Annotated in this window: 18 protein-coding genes, 3 tRNA genes and 1 pseudogene; 12 read left to right on the top strand and 10 right to left on the bottom strand. The window is 59.8% G+C overall.

Going from position 1 to position 18,129, the window contains the following annotated elements:
• Positions 1-23: 23 nt before the first annotated feature.
• From L4923_RS08865 to L4923_RS08850, 4 genes are all read left to right on the top strand, one after another.
• Complete coding sequence (locus tag L4923_RS08865; RefSeq protein ID WP_239363789.1) at positions 24-2,477, top strand: penicillin-binding protein 1A; 2,454 nt, start codon at positions 24-26, stop codon at positions 2,475-2,477.
• A gap of 229 nt (positions 2,478-2,706) precedes the next feature.
• Positions 2,707-3,838 (top strand): peptide chain release factor 2 gene (prfB, locus tag L4923_RS08860; protein WP_239363787.1). Its coding sequence is split into 2 segments (ribosomal slippage): positions 2,707-2,772 and positions 2,774-3,838, totalling 1,131 coding nucleotides; the frame shifts between segments, so codons are not numbered across the junction.
• 98 nt (positions 3,839-3,936) lie between these two features.
• Positions 3,937-4,305 carry a GFA family protein gene (locus L4923_RS08855; RefSeq protein ID WP_239363785.1) on the top strand — a complete coding sequence of 123 codons (369 nt, stop codon included), beginning with the start codon at positions 3,937-3,939 and terminating at the stop codon, positions 4,303-4,305.
• Between the two features lie 170 nt (positions 4,306-4,475).
• Entirely contained in the window at positions 4,476-5,123 is a 648-nt protein-coding gene (locus tag L4923_RS08850) for a YiaD family glycine zipper/OmpA-like lipoprotein (protein ID WP_239363783.1), read from the top strand.
• A 115-nt stretch (positions 5,124-5,238) separates the two neighbouring features.
• On the opposite strand, the gene L4923_RS08845 is transcribed toward L4923_RS08850, so the two are convergent.
• A complete protein-coding gene (locus tag L4923_RS08845; RefSeq protein ID WP_239363780.1) occupies positions 5,239-6,726 on the bottom strand; it encodes a DEAD/DEAH box helicase in 1,488 nt (495 codons plus the stop codon).
• 192 nt (positions 6,727-6,918) lie between these two features.
• Positions 6,919-7,692, bottom strand: coding sequence for an NAD kinase (locus L4923_RS08840; RefSeq protein WP_239363777.1), 774 nt, complete (start codon positions 7,690-7,692; stop codon positions 6,919-6,921).
• Here L4923_RS08840 and L4923_RS08835 point away from each other — a divergent pair.
• Complete coding sequence (locus L4923_RS08835; RefSeq protein ID WP_239363773.1) at positions 7,682-8,089, top strand: hypothetical protein; 408 nt, start codon at positions 7,682-7,684, stop codon at positions 8,087-8,089. The genes L4923_RS08840 and L4923_RS08835 overlap by 11 nt on opposite strands.
• A gap of 145 nt (positions 8,090-8,234) precedes the next feature.
• On the opposite strand, the gene L4923_RS08830 is transcribed toward L4923_RS08835, so the two are convergent.
• Together L4923_RS08830 and bhcR are read right to left on the bottom strand one after the other, a co-directional pair.
• Positions 8,235-8,310: transfer RNA gene (locus L4923_RS08830), tRNA-Thr, on the bottom strand.
• A gap of 295 nt (positions 8,311-8,605) precedes the next feature.
• Entirely contained in the window at positions 8,606-9,427 is an 822-nt protein-coding gene (bhcR, locus tag L4923_RS08825; RefSeq protein ID WP_239363770.1) for an HTH-type transcriptional regulator BhcR, read from the bottom strand.
• 211 nt (positions 9,428-9,638) lie between these two features.
• Here bhcR and gcl point away from each other — a divergent pair, with 211 nt between their 5' ends.
• The 3 genes from gcl (at position 9,639) to L4923_RS08810 (ending at position 13,234) form a co-directional block, all read left to right on the top strand.
• Positions 9,639-11,420, top strand: a complete 1,782-nt coding sequence (gcl, locus tag L4923_RS08820) for a glyoxylate carboligase (RefSeq protein ID WP_239363767.1) — start codon at positions 9,639-9,641, stop codon at positions 11,418-11,420.
• 45 nt (positions 11,421-11,465) lie between these two features.
• Positions 11,466-12,263, top strand: a complete 798-nt coding sequence (hyi, locus tag L4923_RS08815) for a hydroxypyruvate isomerase (protein ID WP_239363765.1) — start codon at positions 11,466-11,468, stop codon at positions 12,261-12,263.
• A gap of 86 nt (positions 12,264-12,349) precedes the next feature.
• Positions 12,350-13,234 (top strand): 2-hydroxy-3-oxopropionate reductase, encoded by an 885-nt coding sequence (locus L4923_RS08810; protein ID WP_239363763.1) that lies wholly within the window; start codon positions 12,350-12,352, stop codon positions 13,232-13,234.
• Positions 13,235-13,528: 294 nt separating this feature from the next.
• On the opposite strand, the gene L4923_RS08805 is transcribed toward L4923_RS08810, so the two are convergent.
• Positions 13,529-14,377, bottom strand: coding sequence for a TrmH family RNA methyltransferase (locus tag L4923_RS08805; protein ID WP_239363760.1), 849 nt, complete (start codon positions 14,375-14,377; stop codon positions 13,529-13,531).
• 467 nt (positions 14,378-14,844) lie between these two features.
• Here L4923_RS08805 and L4923_RS08800 point away from each other — a divergent pair.
• Together L4923_RS08800 and L4923_RS08795 are read left to right on the top strand one after the other, a co-directional pair.
• Positions 14,845-14,929: transfer RNA gene (locus L4923_RS08800), tRNA-Tyr, on the top strand.
• Between the two features lie 123 nt (positions 14,930-15,052).
• Positions 15,053-15,126: transfer RNA gene (locus L4923_RS08795), tRNA-Gly, on the top strand.
• A 110-nt stretch (positions 15,127-15,236) separates the two neighbouring features.
• Here the strand turns inward: L4923_RS08795 and L4923_RS08790 are convergent.
• The 4 genes from L4923_RS08790 to L4923_RS08775 form a co-directional block, all read right to left on the bottom strand.
• Positions 15,237-15,404: a Thivi_2564 family membrane protein gene (locus L4923_RS08790; protein WP_239363757.1), complete on the bottom strand. Its 168-nt coding sequence runs from the start codon at positions 15,402-15,404 to the stop codon at positions 15,237-15,239.
• A 50-nt stretch (positions 15,405-15,454) separates the two neighbouring features.
• Positions 15,455-15,805: a hypothetical protein gene (locus L4923_RS08785; protein ID WP_239363754.1), complete on the bottom strand. Its 351-nt coding sequence runs from the start codon at positions 15,803-15,805 to the stop codon at positions 15,455-15,457.
• A 215-nt stretch (positions 15,806-16,020) separates the two neighbouring features.
• A complete protein-coding gene (locus tag L4923_RS08780) occupies positions 16,021-16,317 on the bottom strand; it encodes a DUF982 domain-containing protein (RefSeq protein WP_239363752.1) in 297 nt (98 codons plus the stop codon).
• 238 nt (positions 16,318-16,555) lie between these two features.
• A complete protein-coding gene (locus L4923_RS08775) occupies positions 16,556-17,002 on the bottom strand; it encodes a YidB family protein (RefSeq protein WP_239363751.1) in 447 nt (148 codons plus the stop codon).
• Positions 17,003-17,148: 146 nt separating this feature from the next.
• On the opposite strand from L4923_RS08775, the gene L4923_RS08770 reads away from it, so the two are divergent.
• Entirely contained in the window at positions 17,149-17,403 is a 255-nt protein-coding gene (locus tag L4923_RS08770) for a GlsB/YeaQ/YmgE family stress response membrane protein (RefSeq protein ID WP_239363750.1), read from the top strand.
• A 90-nt stretch (positions 17,404-17,493) separates the two neighbouring features.
• Here L4923_RS08770 and L4923_RS08765 read toward each other — a convergent pair whose 3' ends face one another.
• A complete protein-coding gene (locus L4923_RS08765; RefSeq protein ID WP_239363749.1) occupies positions 17,494-17,727 on the bottom strand; it encodes a hypothetical protein in 234 nt (77 codons plus the stop codon).
• 325 nt (positions 17,728-18,052) lie between these two features.
• Here L4923_RS08765 and L4923_RS08760 point away from each other — a divergent pair.
• Positions 18,053-18,129 (top strand): annotated as a pseudogene (locus L4923_RS08760) (GTP-binding protein); the annotation flags it as partial.

Here is an 18,129-nt window from a genome sequence, read left to right as displayed (position 1 = left end):
CTGGGCCACGGACTGGAGTGGGCATGATTCGTCTTATCGGCTATTTCTTCGGCATCGGCACGATGCTGGCTCTGCTGGCCGCTGCGGTCGTCGCGATCTATGTAGGCAGCTTGGCCAAGGAGCTGCCGGACTACGAGGTGCTCGCTAAATACGAGCCTCCTGTCACCACCCGTATCCACGCTTCCGACGGCGCGCTGATGGCGGAATATGCGCGTGAACGCCGCCTTTATCTGCCGATCCAGGCCGTGCCGGACCGTGTCAAGGCGGCTTTCCTCTCGGCCGAAGACAAGAATTTCTATTCGCATCCCGGTATCGACATCACTGGCCTCGGCCGCGCCATTATTGTCAACGTGCAGAACTGGGGTTCACGCCGCCCCGTCGGTGCTTCCACGATCACCCAGCAGGTGGCGAAGAACTTCTTGCTTACTGCCGACCAGACGATCGACCGCAAGATCAAGGAAGCGATCCTCGCCTTCCGCATCGAGCAGGCCTATTCCAAGGACCGTATCCTTGAACTTTATCTCAACGAGATATTCTTCGGTCTGAACGCTTACGGCGTCGCTGGCGCCGCGCTCACCTATTTCGACAAGTCGGTCAACGAGCTGACTGTGGCGGAAGCTGCCTATCTGGCCGCGCTGCCGCGTGGTCCGTCCAATTATCATCCCTTCCGCCACACCGAGCGTGCCATTGAGCGCCGCAATTGGGTCATCGACCAGATGGTCGACAACGGCTACGTGACGAGGGAGGAGGGCGCCAAGGCGAAGGCCGAACCGCTCGGCGTCAAGCCTCGTCGCAATGGCACCTACCTTTTCGCTGGCGAGTATTTCACCGAGGAAGTTCGCCGCCAGATCATCGCTCGCTATGGCGAGAACGCTCTTTACGAAGGTGGCCTCTCCGTTCGCACGACTCTTGATCCCAAGCTGCAGTTATTCGCCCGCAAGGCCATGCAGAACGGACTGATAAAGTTCGACACGCTGCGCGGTTATCGCGGGCCGGTCACTCACATCGAGGTCGCCGGTGACTGGGGAGTCCCACTGGGCGCCGTCAAAGGCTTGAGCGATGTGCCCGAATGGTCGCTTGCCGTTGTTCTCGACAGTTCGAGCGACGGTCTTTCGATCGGCCTGCAACCCGATCGCGAAGCTTCCGGCGATCTGGTCAAGGAACGCATCGAGGGAACGGTATCGCGCGAAGATATGAGCTGGGCCATGCGCTACAAGCAGGACGACAAGACGCTGAAGGCAAAGTCGCCGGCAGAGGTCCTGAAGCCCGGCGATGTGGTCTTTGTCCAGAAGAAGAGTGACAGCGGCTCCAGCTACCTGCTGCGCCAGGTTCCGCAGGTCGAGGGCGGCCTCGTCGCCATGGATCCGCACACCGGCCGCGTGCTCGCCATGGTCGGCGGATTCTCCTATGCCGCTTCGGAATTCAACCGGGCAACGCAGGCGATGCGCCAGCCAGGTTCTTCGTTCAAGCCGATCGTTTACGCGGCGGCGCTGGATAACGGCTATACGCCAGCATCCGTCATCATGGACGGCCCGATTACCATCCAGTCCGGTAACACCACCTGGACTCCGAAGAACTATGACGGCAACTCGGCAGGTCCTTCGACCTTGCGCAACGGCATCGAGCGCTCACGTAACCTCATGACGGTGCGACTTGCCAACGACATGGGCATGAAGCTGGTCGCGGAATATGCCGAACGCTTCGGTGTCTATGACAAGCTGGCGCCGTATCTGCCGATGGCGCTTGGATCCGGTGAAACCACCGTCATGCGCATGGTTTCGGCCTATGCGATCATGGCCAATGGCGGCAAATCGATCAAACCGTCAGTTATCGACCGCATCCAGGACCGTTACGGTAAGACGGTATTCCGTCAGGATGAGCGCACCTGCGAGAATTGCAACGCGACCGAGTGGAAGAACCAGGCCGAGCCGGAGTTGACCGACAATTCCGAACAGGTGCTGGATCCGATGACGGCCTACCAGATCACCTCCATGATGGAAGGTGTCATCAAGCGCGGTACCGGCGCTACCGTTGCCGAACTCGGCTACCCGATGGCAGGCAAGACCGGCACCACCAACGACGAAAAGGATGCATGGTTCATCGGCTTCACGCCGAATCTGCTGGTTGGCCTTTATCTCGGCTACGATCAGCCCAAGCCGCTCGGTAAGGGCATCACCGGCGGCGGCCTCGCGGCGCCGATCTTCAAGGACATGATGCGCGATGCGCTGGTTGGTCAACCGAAGATCGCGTTCAAGGTGCCGGAGGGCATGACCCTGGTCGCAATCAACCGAAAGACCGGCATGCGCGCCAATGAAGGCGACCCCAACACGATCATGGAGGCCTTCAAGCCAGGCACTGGACCGGCCGACAGCTACTGGGTCATCGGCATGGGTTCGGACGGTTCGAATGGTCCTGGATCCGGGATTTCGCCTCAGGCATCGCAGGCTATCCAGTCTGGTGGCGGCGGCCTCTACTGACAAGATTGCAGTCGCCGATCGGCCGGCCTTGTGCCGGCCATTTCGCTTTACAGGCGGCGGAGCGATGCCTATGTATCGCGCCAACTTGGACGAGGTGAGATTCAAGCCGTAGAGAGATCCGGCATTTCCAGGCGGATTGTTCGAATCTCAAAGCAGTTCCCGAATTGTGACAGTTGTCACTTCGTATCGGAAAAGACACTTCTCATAACCGGAAAAGAAAAAAGAGATCATGCGCGCGGAAACGCAGAACATTGTCGACGAAATCAGGCAGGCGATAACCCTGCTGAGGAGGCATCTTTGACTGGGATCAGGCGCTAAAAAGGCTTGAATACCTGAATGTGCGTGCCGAGGACGCCAGCCTCTGGAACGACCCGCAGGAAGCGCAGAAGCTGATGCGTGAGCGCCAGGGGCTCGAAGAGGGCATCGGCACGGTCAATGGCGTGACCCAGGCGCTGGAAGACAATATCGGTCTGATCGAACTCGGCGAGGAAGAAGGCGACGAGAGCATTGTCCAAGAAGCCGAGGCGGCGATCCGTTCGCTGGCCGGCGAGGTCAGGGCGCGTCAGATCGAGACCATGCTCTCTGGCGAAGCCGACGCCAACGACACCTATCTGGAAGTCCACGCCGGCGCAGGCGGCACTGAAAGCCAGGATTGGGCGAATATGCTTCTGCGCATGTACACGCGCTGGGCTGAACGCCGCAAATTCAAGGTCGAGGTGCTTGAAGTCCACGATGGCGAAGAGGCAGGCATCAAGTCGGCGACCGTGCTGATCAAGGGCCACAACGCCTATGGCTGGCTGAAGACGGAATCGGGCGTGCATCGCCTCGTGCGTATCTCGCCCTACGATTCCAACGCGCGCCGTCACACCTCGTTCTCGTCTATCTGGGTCTACCCGGTGATCGACGACAACATCCAGATCGAGGTGAGCGAGTCCGATGTGCGCATCGACACCTACCGTTCGTCGGGTGCCGGTGGTCAGCACGTCAACACCACCGACTCGGCCGTGCGCATCACGCATATCCCGACCGGCATCGCGGTCGCCTGCCAGGCGGGCCGTTCGCAGCACCAGAATCGTGCCAAGGCGTGGGAAATGCTGCGTTCCCGCCTTTACGAGGAAGAGCTGAAGAAGCGCGAGGCTGCAGCCAGTGCAACGGAAGCGGCCAAGACTGACATCGGCTGGGGCCACCAGATCCGATCCTATGTGCTCCAGCCCTACCAACTCGTGAAAGATCTGCGCACGGGCGTCGAATCGACCAGCCCGTCCGATGTGCTCGACGGCGATCTCGACGACTTCATGGAAGCCTCGCTGTCTCAGCGCATCGAAGGCGGTGTGTCGCAGCCCGTCGCGGACATCGACTAGGGTTCATAGGCGCCGTTGTCATGCCTCCTGACGTTAAGTTGTCAGGAGGCGATCTCTATGCTGTGTTGCTAATTCATCGGCACAGCGAGGAGAGCCCAATGGTCATCAAAGGAAGCTGTCACTGCAAGGCTACGACCTTCGAGGTGTCGGAAGCGCCGCAAACGGTGACACAGTGCACCTGTTCCTTCTGCTCTAAGCGCGGCTCGCTCTGGGCCTACTACACGCCGGATAAGTTCAAACTGACGAGCCCGGCTGAAAATGTGAGCTTCTACCGCTGGGGCTCGAAGACCATAAAGCACGGTTTCTGCGCGACATGCGGCTGCGGTACCTTTACCGAGACACCGGATTGGTCGACCGGTGAACCAGACTTCGACAATCCGAAGATCAGCATCAACTCCCGACTGTTCGATGATTTCGATCTCGACAAGGTCGAGGTGGTGGTCATCGACGGCAAGAACCTATGGTAACCGTCACCTTGCCGACGTTTTCGACTTGATGTGGTGATGCCGAAACGGTGCGGAAAACCCTGCGCTGCGCCATTTCATGCTCCGGTTTTTGCCGCAATTCGTGCTAGAAGGGCGGCTAAGGACTGGCCCGGTGAGCCGAGTCGCGGCCGCTGTTTGGAGAGGGATATCCTATGAAGAAGATTGTGCTCAGCGTGGTGGCTACGGCTGTGTTGGCCAGTGCTTGCACGACCGACCCCTACACGGGTGAGCAGAAGGTTTCCAACACCGCAGGTGGCGCGGTGCTCGGCGGCTTGGCCGGTGCGGCACTCGGTACGTTGGCTGGCGGTAATGACCGTCGCAACGCACTGATCGGTGCCGGTATTGGCGCATTGGCCGGCGGTGCCATCGGATCGGTGATGGACCAGAACGAAAACGCGCTGCGTCAGCAACTGCAAGGCACCGGTGTTTCGGTTACCCGCGTGGGCAACCAGATTGTTCTCAACATGCCCTCGGACATCACCTTTGCCACCGATCAGGACTCCGTCAAGGCGAGCTTCTATCCGGTGTTGAATTCGGTCGCGCTGGTGCTGAAGAAGTACAATCAGACGATTGTCGACGTGTATGGCCACACCGATTCGACCGGCTCGGACCAGCATAATTTCGACCTGTCGCAACGCCGTGCGTTGTCCGTTGCGAATTATCTGTCGGGGCAGGGGGTCGACTCGCGGCGCTTCGCGGTCACCGGCTTCGGCGAGACCAGGCCGATCGCCTCCAACAACACCACCGAAGGCCGGGCGCAGAATCGCCGCGTCGAGATCCAGCTTTCCCCGCTTACCTGAGGCAACGCCTTGCGGATCTAAAAATGGCCCCGACGGGGCCATTTTTGTTTTGATGTCAAAGGATTGTCCGGAAGGCCGGTGATCGAAGAGAGACGGGAAACCCGTCGCAGAGGAATTAAACCCTGGCGACGATCTTCATGAAGGCCGGCACGTCGTCGCCAAAGCCGATCGTCTTGTCGTCTTCCTCATGGCGTCGGGCAGGACGGTTGTCGCGCTGCTGGCGATGGTCCTTGCGGTCGGCATTTTCGCTACGGATCGCTTCCTTGCGCTGGCGCTTGTCGTCACCGTCTGCGGTCTTGGCCTCGCCGTTTTCGTTGGCGGCGTGCTTGTCGCTGCGTTTGTCCTTGCGGCGATCGTCGCCATCCTTGCGGCCGCCCTTGCGCTTGTCGCCTCGGCCCCGGCGAGGCGTTTCATCGGCCTCTTCGCTCGCTGCGAGCGTGGAGAGATCGCCGTCCAGCCAGTCGATCTGTTTTCCGATCAGCCTCTCGATGGCATCGACATATTTGGTGTCGCCCTTGGTAGCAATCGTGAAGGACTTGCCGGAGCGTCCTGCACGGCCAGTGCGACCGATACGGTGGACATAATCCTCGGCGTGGATCGGGACGTCGTAGTTGAAGACGTGGCTGACATCGGGGATGTCGAGACCGCGGGCTGCCACATCCGATGCGACCAGCAACTTCAATTTACCGTCTCGGAAATTGGACAACATGGTCATGCGTGCACGCTGATCCATGTCGCCATGCAGCGCGCCGGCGTTGAAGTCGTGCTTCAGCAACGAGCGGAACAGTTCGGAGACCTCGACCTTGCGGTTGCAGAAGATGATGGCGTTCTTCAAGCCATCTTCTTCGGCTCGGATCAGGTCGCGCAACACGGCGCGCTTGTCCCAGGGTTTGGAGCCGGCCTTGACCAGACGTTGCGTCACCGTGGAGGCCGTCGTGGCCGCCTTGGCAACCTCGATACGCACCGGAGCGTGCAGGAACTGTTCGGTGAGCTTGGTGATTTCCGGCGGCATGGTCGCCGAGAAGAACAACGTCTGCCGGGTGAAGGGGATCAGCTTGCAGATGCGCTCGATGTCAGGGATGAAGCCCATGTCGAGCATGCGATCGGCTTCATCGATGACGAGGATCTCGACACCGGTCAGAAGTAGTTTGCCGCGCTCGAAATGGTCGAGCAGGCGGCCGGGCGTGGCGATTAGCACATCGGCGCCGCGCTCCAGCTTCTTTTCCTGGTCCTCGAAGGACACGCCGCCGATGAGCAGCGCCACGGTGAGGCGATGGTTCTTACCGTATTTGACGAAATTCTCTTCGACCTGCGCGGCGAGTTCGCGCGTCGGCTCGAGGATCAGCGTGCGCGGCATACGTGCCCGTGCCCGACCCTTTTCAAGCCGCGTCAGCATCGGCAATACGAAGGATGCGGTCTTGCCGGTACCTGTCTGAGCGATACCCAGAACATCCTTGCCTTGCAAAGCATGCGGGATCGCTCCGGCCTGGATCGGTGTCGGCTGCGTATAGCCGGCATCGGTGACGGCCGAAAGCACCTTGGACGAAAGGCCGAGGTCGGAAAAAAGCAACGCTTCTTGAGCGGTCTGGGTGTCTGAGGACAAGTTTCGCTGTCTTTGGCTTGTACTGGGAGCGCGGCGGCTTCCGTCGCGGCAGACGCCCCGCGTCTGCAATATCGTGAACGCCGATAGGCGCAAGTCTACGTTTTGTCAACACAAACGGGCGTGAAACCGGGGTTCGCGCGGCGTTTGCCTTTAGTTAGTGGCGGCTGGACACGCTTCAACCCGAAGCGAAGCTCAATAACGGAACTGTTCGGCCAAAATGCGCTCATCCCAGGAATGGTTGGGATCGAACAGCACCGTGGCGGTTGCAGTCAGCGATTCCCGTACAGTCACCGAGGCCACGGCCTTCACTTCCGTGTGGTCCGCGGCGGCGTTCACGGGGCGCTTTTCGGCCTCGAGGATGTCGAAACGCACAGTCGCCCTGTTGGACAAAAGCGCCCCCCGCCAGCGTCGCGGCCGGAACGGGCTCACCGGCGTGAGCGCCAGAAGCGGTGCGTCGAGGGGCAGGATGGGGCCGTGGGCGGACAGATTATAGGCAGTCGAGCCCGCCGGCGTCGCGATCATGACGCCGTCGCAGCTCAGCTCCTCGAGGCGGACATGGTCGTCAACGGCAATGCGGATCTTTGCCGTCTGGTAGGATTGGCGCCACAGTGCCACCTCATTGATTGCAAGCGCCTCGATGGTTTCGCCTTCGGCGTTGGTCGCGGACATCTCGAGCGGGCGGATGGTTTCCGGCACCGCCCTGGCGATGCGCTCGATCAGGCCCTTTTCCCGGAATTCATTCATCAGGAAGCCGATCGTGCCGCGGTTCATGCCGTAGACGCGTTTGCCGCTGCTCATCGTATCGCGTAGCGTCTGCAGCAGAAAGCCGTCGCCGCCGAGCGCAACGATGGTATCGGCCTCATCGACGGGAACCTGACCATAGCGCGCGCTCAGCCGTTCCAGCGCGGCCTTGGCGTCGGCGGTCTCGGAAGAAACGAAGGCGAGGCGGCTTGCGGTGTTCGTCATGGCTCCCGGCTGGCGATGGCTGATCCCCGACATCGACCAGCGCGGCGTAGCATGGTCGACCCACGCCTGCAAAGAGCGTGATGATGCTGGTCACGCGCAGCCGCCCGCTGGCGTCCCCGAATCACAGCCGCTCCGTCTCCATGGCGAAACATGGTTAAATTCCGTCTTAATTTTTCTGAAATTTGCATTGGTCATGCTTGCGGCCAGCGATCGGTTGGCGGGGGCCAAGTCGAGAGCGTTCCCTTTGTCGATGTCACGCCTGATGATCCTCTTCCTGATGCTCGGCTCCTTTGCCGTGATGTTTTCCATCGTGGTGCGGGCATCCGGCCAAATGAATCAGCCGGTGGTGTCATCGAAATGCACGGGCGTGCTGATGCCGTGCCTGACCAGGCGCTGATGAGGGTTGTGAACGGGAAGGGGAGTGGTGCGCTTCTGCGGCGAAGCATCGAACCTGGCGGAGTTCGCAAGGGCGACAACCCGTCGGCCAATCAGGCTGCCTGCCGGAGCAGCGGGCGAAGCGAACTGGCGTGAGATGGAAAAACTGGTGCCCCCGGCAGGGATCGAACCCGCGACCTTCGGTTTACAAAACCGCTGCTCTACCAGCTGAGCTACAAGGGCATGGCGCACCGGTTAGCACATTTGCTGCGCCAGTAAAGATAATTGTCGGCAACATCTGCACCGATATAGGCAGTCGTGCCGTTTGCTGGGCATGAAATCGGCGAGTTTCAGACCTATATCCCTGTAGTATGCCGTGAATGGGCTGAGGGATTGTCCGTGATCCGAATCGTCATAGTCGGTTTGATCGTGCTCGCCGTCTGGATGCAAATATCGATTGGACGGGGGTCAGTTTCGCAATCGGGTTTATCGTGCTGGCTTTCTGGCTGTGGCACGTCACGGGCATGGGGTGAGCGGCTCAGGGTTTCGTACTGCCGCCGATCATCTTGGTGATCTCGACTGCAGCATCTCGCACCAGGGGGCCGATTTCGGCCAACCTTTCCGGAGTTACCCGCGCCGTCGGGCCTGAAACCGAGACGCCGCCGACAGGTTCTCCATATTCATTGAAGATTGCTGCTGCCACGCAGCGCATGCCGAGATTTCGCTCCTCGTCATCGACAGACCAGCCGCGCTCGCGGATATCTTTCAAATCGAGCGCCAGTGCGGGCAGGGTGGAAAGTGTCTTGGGCGTAAAAGCTTCCAGCCCGGCTCTCCGGCTAATGGCTGCGACGCGGTCGCCGTCAAGATAGGCCAAGACCGCTTTGCCAATCCCGGATGCATGGAAGGGGCTGCGCGTGCCGGGACGAAAAAAGGCGCGGATTGCCTCATGGGTCTCGACCTGGCTGACGAAGACGACGCAATCATCTTCGGCCAGTCCGAGGTTGGCGGTCTCGCCAGTTTTTTCCATCAGTTCCTGCATGACGATGCGGGCACGGTCGACCAGCTTGCGGCGACGCAGGAAGGCGGCGCCCATGCGATAGGTCTCAACGCCGATGGACCAGAGCTGGTCGGTCTTGTCGAATTCGACCATGCCATGCGCTTCCAGTGTGGTCAGCATGCGATAGGCGGTCGAGGCCGCGATGCCGGAAGCGTTGGCGACCTCCGAAAGCGACATGCCGCTGGCTTCCGCGACGATCGCAAGGATGCGCAACGCGCGATCCAGTGACTGAACCTGGGCTGCATCGGCGGGAGCATTGAAGGCGCGTGGGCGCCCACGCTGGCGTTTTTCCGTCTGTTCCATATCCGCATTGTCGCTAAAACCGATCCTGCAGCAATAAAAAAATTTTCCGAATTGCTTGCGACAGTTTATTTGGAAAACAAGAAAACATTTAAAAACAATGGGAAGATGATAATTCTGAATAATGAAAAATTATTCTGAAAAAATTGAAAAATACGTCACCCGCTGGCAGACTCCGACCATTCGAACATCACCGTTTTTGGAGGGCTCAGATATGGCCAGGATGCGCGCAGTCGATGCGGCGGTTCTCGTTCTCGAGAAAGAAGGGATCAAGTGCGGCTTCGGCGTTCCGGGTGCTGCCATCAACCCATTCTATTCGGCTCTCAAGGCACGCGGCACCATTGGCCACGTCCTGGCCCGCCACGTCGAAGGTGCCTCCCACATGGCGGAGGGCTACACCCGCGCCAAGGCCGGCAATATCGGCCTGTGCATCGGTACCTCCGGTCCGGCCGGCACGGACATGATCACGGGTCTTTATTCGGCCGCAGCGGACTCGATCCCGATCCTTTGCATCACCGGCCAGGCGCCGCGTGCCCGCCTCACCAAGGAAGACTTCCAGGCCGTTGACATTGCTGCCATCGCCGGTCCGGTCGCCAAGTGGGCGGTGACGGTCATGGAACCATACCTGGTTCCGATGACGTTGCAGAAGGCTTTCTATCTGATGCGTTCGGGCCGCCCGGGTCCGGTTTTGGTCGACCTGCCGATCGACGTCCAGCTCGCCGAGATCGAGTTTGACATCGACGCCTATGAGCCGTTGCCGTTAGCCAAACCCGCATTGACCCGCGCGCAGGCCGAAAAGGCGCTGGCGATGCTGAACGGGGCCGAAAAGCCGCTGATCGTCGCCGGCGGTGGCATCATCAACGCCGATGCGTCCGACCTGCTCATCGAATTTGCCGAGATCACCGGCGTCCCGGTTGTTCCGACCCTGATGGGCTGGGGGGCTATTCCCGATGACCACGCGCTGATGGCAGGCATGTGCGGTCTGCAGACATCGCACCGCTACGGCAACGCGACCATGCTCGAAGCCGATTTCGTGTTCGGCATCGGCAACCGCTGGGCCAACCGCCACACCGGTTCGGTCGATGTCTACACCAAAGGCAAGAAGTTCATCCACGTCGATATCGAGCCAACCCAGATCGGGCGCGTCTTTGCGCCGGATCTTGGTCTGGTCTCGGATGCCGGTGCCGCGTTGAAGGCGCTGCTGGATGTCGCCACCGAGTGGAAGACAGCCGGCAAGCTGCGCGACTGGTCGGGCTGGGCAAAGGAATGCCAGGCGCGCAAGAAGACCCTGAAGCGCAAGACGCATTTCGAACAGGTCCCGCTGAAGCCGCAACGCGTCTACGAGGAGATGAACAAGGCATTCCCGCGGGACACCACTTACGTTACCACGATCGGTCTCAGCCAGATCGCCGGCGCCCAGTTCCTGCACGTCTACAAGCCGCGCAACTGGATCAATTGCGGCCAGGCCGGCCCGCTTGGCTGGACGTTGCCGGCCGCCCTCGGCGTCCGTGCCGCCAATCCGGATGCTTATATCGTAGCGCTGTCGGGTGACTATGATTTCCAGTTCATGATCGAGGAACTGGCGGTCGGCGCTCAGCACAAGCTGCCTTACATCCACGTCGTCGTGAACAATGCCTATCTCGGTCTCATCCGCCAGGCGCAGCGGGGTTTCCAGATGGACTACGAAGTCAGCCTTGCCTTCGAAAATCAGAACAGGAAGGATGACCCCCAGGCTGGTTACGGCGTCGATCACGTGGCGGTCGCCGAGGCGATGGGCTGCAAGGCCATCCGGGTCCGCAAGCCGGAAGAGTTTGCAGGTGCTTTCAAAGAAGCCGAACGGCTGATGAAGGAGCATCAGGTTCCGGTCGTTCTGGAATTCATCCTGGAGCGAGTCACCAACATCTCCATGGGCACCGAGATCAACAACATCACCGAGTTCGAGGAATTGGCCGAGAAGAACGAAGACGCTCCGACGGCGATCGTGCTGCTCGATTGAATCTGTTCCTGAAGTCGTTGATTCAATTTCCAAGGAAATTCTGCTATGCCACGGTTTTCAGCCAATCTTTCGATGCTCTTCAACGAGCATGAGTTCCTCGACCGTTTCGATGCGGCCGCCCGCGCCGGTTTCAAGGGGGTCGAATATATCGGCCCTTACGATCACACCCCCGAAGCGGTCGCCGCCCGGTTGAAGAAGAACGGCCTGACACAGGTCCTGTTCAACTTACCGGTCGGCGACTGGGGCAAGGGCGAGCGCGGCATCGCCGTGCTGCCAGAGCGCATCCATGAGTTCCGCCAGGGTGTTGCCAAAGCCATCACCTACGCTCAGGCGCTGGGCTGCAGTCAGGTGAATTGCCTCGCCGGTATCGCGCCGGCCGGCGTGTCGCCCCAGGCCTTGGAGAACGTCTTCATCGAGAACCTCGGCTTTGCCGCCGAAAAGCTGGAGCAGGCCGGAATCAAGCTGTTGATCGAGCCCATCAACACTCGCGACATCCCAGGCTTCTTCCTGACCAACACCAAGCAGGCGCTTGATATCATCGAGCGCGTCGGCTCGAAGAACCTCTATCTGCAGTATGACATCTACCACATGCAGGTCATGGAGGGGGATCTCGCCCGGACCATCGAGGCCAATCTCAGCCGCATCGCGCATATCCAGCTTGCGGACAATCCCGGACGCAACGAACCGGGGACGGGCGAGATCAACTATCCGTTCCTGTACGATCACATCGACCGCATCGGCTACTCAGGCTGGATAGGCGCCGAATACAAGCCGAAAGCCGGCACAGAGGCCGGACTGGCCTGGTTCCAGGCTCTGACCGGCAAGGGCAGCGCCGCGGCCTGACAGCCCGCTTAAGAAACACTTCTGCTTCGTTCAGCGGCGCCGGCCGAGGGACGGGAAGACGACTGATATTGAAAGGATGATCAACAATGGAAAAGATCGGTTTCATCGGCCTGGGTATCATGGGCACGCCGATGGCTGGACATCTGCTCGATGCCGGCTACGAGGTGGTGACAACGGACCACTTCGCGAAGCCGGCACCAGAGCTTGCCGCCAAGGGCATCAAGGTCGTGAGCGGCAATGATGCGGTAGCGCGTGCGGCCGACATCATCATTCTGATGGTCCCCGATACCCCTCAGGTCGATGAGGTTTTGTTCGGGGCCAGCGGTGTCGCAGAGGGCTTGTCGAAGAACAAGCTTGTCATCGACATGAGCTCCATCTCCCCCATCTTCACCAAGGAGTTTGCTGCCAAGATCAAGGCGACGGGCGCAGACTATCTCGACGCTCCGGTCTCGGGTGGCGAGGTCGGTGCCAAGGCAGCATCGCTTGCGATCATGGTCGGCGGTGAGGAGGCTTCGTTCGAGCGCGCCAAGCCGATTTTCGACAAGCTTGGCAAGAACATCACCCTTGTCGGCCCCAACGGCTCCGGCCAGACCGCCAAAGTGGCCAACCAGATCATCGTCGCGCTCACCATCGAAGCGGTTGCCGAAGCGCTGGTGTTCGCCTCGAAGGCAGGTGCCGATCCGGCCAAGGTCCGCCAGGCGTTGATGGGTGGCCTGGCCAATTCGCGCATCCTGGAGGTTCACGGCGAGCGCATGATCAAGCGCACCTTCGCGCCGGGCTTCCGCATCGAACTGCACCAGAAGGATCTGAACCTGGCACTCGAAGGCGCGAAATCGCTGGGTGTCGCTCTGCCCAACACCTCGACCACGCAGCAGCTTTTCAACACCTGTGCAGCCAATGGCGGTGCCAAGGATGATCACTCCGGAGTGGTCAAGGCTCTGGAGTTGATGGCCGGACATCCAGTGGCTTGATCTTCAGGGAACCTCTCCTGGGCGCATCCTCTGGGGATGCGTCCTTTTTGAGGCTACCTTGAGCGTCTTTTGGCACCGACGTGCCGAGGAGACGCCCGGTGGTCCCGAACGAGGGGTATTCCTGCTTGCGGTTCGGCTGGGAGCGGCGGACCGCCTCCACCTCGTCGAGATCTCGTACAACGGCGAGGTGGATCGACCTGACCGGTTGACCAATCCCACCCGGACTGGGCGGGGTTAACGTTCAGGCGCAAGCCCTTGCCCTCGATCCCAACGCGAGGGGCGTTTTTTTGCGGATCAGCCGAGAAAGCGCCGCACGGCGTATAGCGCCACCGCGGCAGCGTTGGAGACATTGAGCGAACGGATGGAGCCCGGCATATCAAGCCTGGCCAGCGCCGTCACGGTTTCGCGTGTCCTCTGGCGCAGACCCTTGCCTTCGGCACCCAGTACCAGGGCGATCCTGTCACCCGAGAAAGTTTTCTCGAGTTCTGCCGGGCCATCCGAATCGAGGCCGATCGTCTGGAATCCCGCCTTGTGCAGTTCACCGAGCGCATCCGCGAGGTTTTTCACCTCGATATGGTCGATGTGCTCAAGTGCGCCGGACGCTGATTTCGCCAGCACGCCGCTTTCTTGGGGGCTGTGACGCGCGGTGGTGATCAGCGCGCCGGCACCGAAGGCGACGGCCGAGCGCAGGATCGCACCGACATTGTGGGGATCGGTGACCTGGTCGAGGACCAGCACAAGGTTGCTGTCTCCAAGCGCATCGAGCCGTTTCGGCTTCAGCGGTTCAGCCTCGACCAAGACCCCTTGATGCACTGCGTCCGATCCGGTCAGCTTGTCGATGTCGCGCGGTTCGACAAGTTCAGCCCCGAAGGGGAGGGCATTAAGATCTGGGATACCGAGCCGCTCCTGTGCATTTCTTGTGACCATCATTGAGCGAATGCGGCGATTTGGATTGTCGAGCGCAGCGCGCACCGTGTGCAGGCCGTAGAGCCTCACAAGCCCGTTTGCTGGCCCTTCACCTGGTGCAATCTTCGGCCGTGACCGGAAAGCAGGAGCCCCGCCTGTCTTTTCCTCACGATGCGCACGCCGCAGCCGCGCGTAGTGGCTGTCCTTCGGCGTTCCCTTCTTAGGGTCGTTGCTCATCGGGGGCTCCAGCATGGTGCAAGTGGTTTACCGGAAATGTCGCGGCAGCGTTCAAAAGTAAACCTGGGCGGCGTCTTTTCTTTCCGGCGCAGTGATGTGGGGCGTTGATGACCAGGGGATGATCGAACCCAGTAAGCGCCGATATCATTGCACCGCCGGCCGATTCTGTTGCCGATATCAACGCGGTGATGACGCCGATTTTGTCATGAAAGATGGGGAAACCTGGGACCAGGACGGCCGTCCGGTGATTAACTGAGGCCTTCGGCATCGACCGGATGCGTGGCCGAAAGGTGCCAAATTTTTCGTTTGAGATGTTAGCCGCGAAGTTTGGTTGGAGCAGGTGCGGCCCTATATAAAGAAAATCATCTTGGTGGTTGCCAGCCGTGGTTGACAGGCCGAACCTCAACCGCCATAAGGCACCCGGTTTCCGGCCGGCCTATCCCGTAACAGGGGCAGGCCACGGTTCAGGGAGAATGTCCCGAGCGGCAAAGGGGGCGGACTGTAAATCCGCTGGCTAAGCCTTCGTAGGTTCGAGTCCTACTTCTCCCACCACTTCCTCTTCGCGAGAATTATGGTCGAGCAGCTGCTACGCAGCTGTCGTTGTTCAACCGGCCAAATTTCTCGCATGACGGGCTTCCAGATTGCCGCCATCTCATCTATGGATGCGGACGCGAAGCGGGTGTAGCTCAATGGTAGAGCAGCAGCCTTCCAAGCTGAATACGAGGGTTCGATTCCCTTCACCCGCTCCAATCCACCCCCGCCAGTTTTTCAAAGAAAAGGCCGCTGGAAAGCGCAGCCGACATTGTCCTATGTGCGATTGGCGTCCCGTTGAAGAGACGCCAATCACTGCCGCCGGTCGCTAGAACACAGCCAGGTATTTGAGCAGGGATACGATGCCGATCAGAATCACGATGATCTGCACGATCTGCCGGATGCGGCCATCGAGCGGCAAACGCTGCACGAGATAAAGCACAAGCACGATCACAAGGAAGGTGATCAGGATGCTGATCAGCATGGAAGCAGCCATAACAATCTCCTCACACGGTTAGCAGGGTAGGCTCGGGCACTGAAACGTGCTTACCAGTAGCTATCCCGGCCCGTGTGAGATTTTGCCAAGGCCATTCCGGCAAGCAGCGCCAACACACCTACAACCGCGACGACGGCGGTCGTGGCACGCGGATTTTCGCGAGCAGTCTCGGAAACCGAGTGAGCCTGGCTGCGCAGATGGCGCATTGCCTTGGCAGCCGTTGCCGAAGCGGCGCGATAGGTGCTGTCTGCATGGTCCAAGGCGTCATCAAAAGCTTCGGTGCCACGAGCGGCCAGCGATTTGTTGAGCTTCGCGACTTCGCGGCGCAGTTCCGCCAGCTGGCCTTCAAGTGCCGCCTGGATGTCCGTTCCGTTGGCTTGCGTTTTGGACGTAGCAACCATTTCCACACTCCTTGACTGAATACGCAGTCGAAACGGCAGAGTGGGCAGTTCGTTCCAAAACCAGGCGGAGGGAGAAATAACTTTGCCTGACAATATGTTACAAAAGCTGGGAGACATCTTGATTGCTGTCTGCCCACCACAGAAAACGCCGCGCTTGGCTGGCCAGGCGCAGCGTCATACTAACGGTTCAGCAGGCTCCACGAAGAGTGATGCGGCTAGGCTGTCAGGCGTCCCCATTCTTGGGCCACGGTGAGAGCGGCGCGATCGAGTGCCTCTTCAGTCAGGATACCCTTGTTGTGCGCGAAGCGCTCGAAGGCTGTACGGGCGTCTGCTGCAGGCTGCTTACGGGCGATTGCCTCGCGGCAGGAGGCGATTGCCGCCGCATGTTCGCTGTCGCGCGTGCCATTCCATTCAAGCAACACGTCATAGGCTTCAAGCACGTTCTCCACATCTCGCGGAAAGCCGAGGCCCATAAAGATCGAAACAGGATTGTCGAAACGAAGGTCGGTCATGGATGTCCGTCTCCTTGATGATGGCGCTTTTTGAATGGCCAAAAGGGGCAAGGGAATGGTCGGCGTCGTCACAAATGGAGACGGGATCGTGCGGATGTGTGATGGAACCGATTAAGGTCGCTGCACTGCGCACACTGGACGTCTTCCAAGAGGAAAATTTCGATCAGTGGCGTCCAGTCAGTCAAAAATGAAAAACGGGCGCGAAGGCGCCCGTTTTCATACTCAAATGGCGTTGATCTCAGTTGCCGAACAGTGATTCGAGCTGATTGCGGGGAGGCACCTGACCGTTCGGCGTCAGCTTGTCAACCACGCCGGGCAGCGCGTTCGACAGCTGCTTCAGGAGTTCCTGTTCGTCGAGACCCGTGCGGGCAGCGATCTCACGGATAACCTGTGGTCCCAGTGCCTTGCCGAGCGAGCCTGGGTCGATCGTTTGATTCTGGCCTGTACCGACCCAGGAATCGGCGACCTGTCCGTGACCCGCGTCCTTCAGCTTGTCGAGCAGTCCGCCCAGTCCACCGAGCAGTCCGCCGTCCGCGCCGGTATTGTCGGGTGCTGCAGGTTCAGGCGCCTGCTGCTGTGCCGAACCGCCTCCGCCGAGCATTTTGCCGACCAGCAAGGCGCCCAACGCGATCATCAGAGGTTTGGTGATGTTGCCGCCTGGAACGGCGTTGTCGAACAGTCCCATCGTGGATCTCCATTGTGAACAGTCCTGGCCCACTCATTCCGGCCCAGATGACAATTGCCCCTATACGCGACAATTTCAAGACGAGCTTGAGCTTTGGCGCGCCCTATGGAAATCTCCGCTTGCCTGGGGGCAAACGGAGCAGCGCAATGGGAATCATCAGCTGGATTATCCTCGGCGTCATCGCCGGCTTCATCGGCAGTAAAATCGTCAACAAGAGTGGTCAAGGTTTCCTGATGGATATCGTTCTCGGCATTGTCGGGGCGATTGTCGGTGGTGTGATCTTCAGCGCCTTTGGCGCTACCGGCGTCACCGGGCTCAATATCTATAGCTTGATCGTAGCCGTTATTGGTGCGGTCGTGGTTCTCTGGGGCTATCACGCTTTCAGTGGTCGGCGCGCTTAGCACTTCGGCTCGGTACGACAGGGAAAGGGCCGCGGGCGTAAGTCGCGCGGCCCTTTTTCTTCCTTCACTCGCGATACCCGTTCCGGAATATTATTGCCCCCAGATGCCTTGGCCGTAGCCGGCGTCCGGCATGGTAAATGGATCCTGGTCAGTTGGTGAAACGCGCGGCGCTGCAATCGGCGATGCTATGGAAGAAGTACGCGCAGGATCAACCTGCTCGACAACTCGGTGGCTGGGTTTCTTCACATGTGTCGCATTGGCGGCAAAGGCACTGCCGGAAGCGGCAACCAGGAGGGCGGTTGCGGTGAGAACGATCTTGTTCATGGGGGGAGAACTCCTTGATTTCAAAGCGGTGACACCGTCACAGGCATGAGGAGATATGTGCTGAGCCTTGGCCGGCTTCCAATCACGACCCGATCGCGCACCGTCACGAGATCGTTGGTTGGCTGTGAACATCGACCGGTGCGTCGCGTACTTGCGAACTAGGTTCGAATTCCTACATTTACGGCAAATCCACAGCACTGACCCCCATTCAGTCCATACGGGTAATTCCAACGCCAGCTACAAGAGGCTTGTGTTTTGCAGCCTTTGTCGCTAATCGCCGCGCATCCGACTGAACGTAGGTCCAGGCCGTCCAAGGAAAGAGACTATGGCAAAAGGTAAATTCGAGCGTACGAAGCCTCATGTGAACATTGGCACGATTGGTCACGTTGACCATGGCAAGAC

It is taken from the genome of Terribium retamae (assembly GCF_022347545.1).
GTDB lineage: Bacteria > Pseudomonadota > Alphaproteobacteria > Rhizobiales > Rhizobiaceae > Mesorhizobium > Mesorhizobium retamae.
This window is presented reverse-complemented; position numbering and strand designations above follow the sequence as displayed.

Coding starts and splice junctions, on each gene's coding strand:
- L4923_RS08865 (WP_239363789.1), top strand. CDS start 24: ATGATTCGTCTTATCGGCTATTTCTTCGGCATCGGCACGATGCTGGCT.
- L4923_RS08765 (WP_239363749.1), bottom strand. CDS start 17,727: ATGAACAAGATCGTTCTCACCGCAACCGCCCTCCTGGTTGCCGCTTCC.
- L4923_RS08785 (WP_239363754.1), bottom strand. CDS start 15,805: ATGGTTGCTACGTCCAAAACGCAAGCCAACGGAACGGACATCCAGGCG.
- L4923_RS08770 (WP_239363750.1), top strand. CDS start 17,149: ATGGGAATCATCAGCTGGATTATCCTCGGCGTCATCGCCGGCTTCATC.
- bhcR (WP_239363770.1), bottom strand. CDS start 9,427: ATGGAACAGACGGAAAAACGCCAGCGTGGGCGCCCACGCGCCTTCAAT.
- hyi (WP_239363765.1), top strand. CDS start 11,466: ATGCCACGGTTTTCAGCCAATCTTTCGATGCTCTTCAACGAGCATGAG.
- L4923_RS08840 (WP_239363777.1), bottom strand. CDS start 7,692: ATGACGAACACCGCAAGCCGCCTCGCCTTCGTTTCTTCCGAGACCGCC.
- L4923_RS08790 (WP_239363757.1), bottom strand. CDS start 15,404: ATGGCTGCTTCCATGCTGATCAGCATCCTGATCACCTTCCTTGTGATC.
- L4923_RS08810 (WP_239363763.1), top strand. CDS start 12,350: ATGGAAAAGATCGGTTTCATCGGCCTGGGTATCATGGGCACGCCGATG.
- L4923_RS08805 (WP_239363760.1), bottom strand. CDS start 14,377: ATGAGCAACGACCCTAAGAAGGGAACGCCGAAGGACAGCCACTACGCG.
- L4923_RS08780 (WP_239363752.1), bottom strand. CDS start 16,317: ATGACCGACCTTCGTTTCGACAATCCTGTTTCGATCTTTATGGGCCTC.
- L4923_RS08850 (WP_239363783.1), top strand. CDS start 4,476: ATGAAGAAGATTGTGCTCAGCGTGGTGGCTACGGCTGTGTTGGCCAGT.
- L4923_RS08775 (WP_239363751.1), bottom strand. CDS start 17,002: ATGGGACTGTTCGACAACGCCGTTCCAGGCGGCAACATCACCAAACCT.
- L4923_RS08855 (WP_239363785.1), top strand. CDS start 3,937: ATGGTCATCAAAGGAAGCTGTCACTGCAAGGCTACGACCTTCGAGGTG.
- gcl (WP_239363767.1), top strand. CDS start 9,639: ATGGCCAGGATGCGCGCAGTCGATGCGGCGGTTCTCGTTCTCGAGAAA.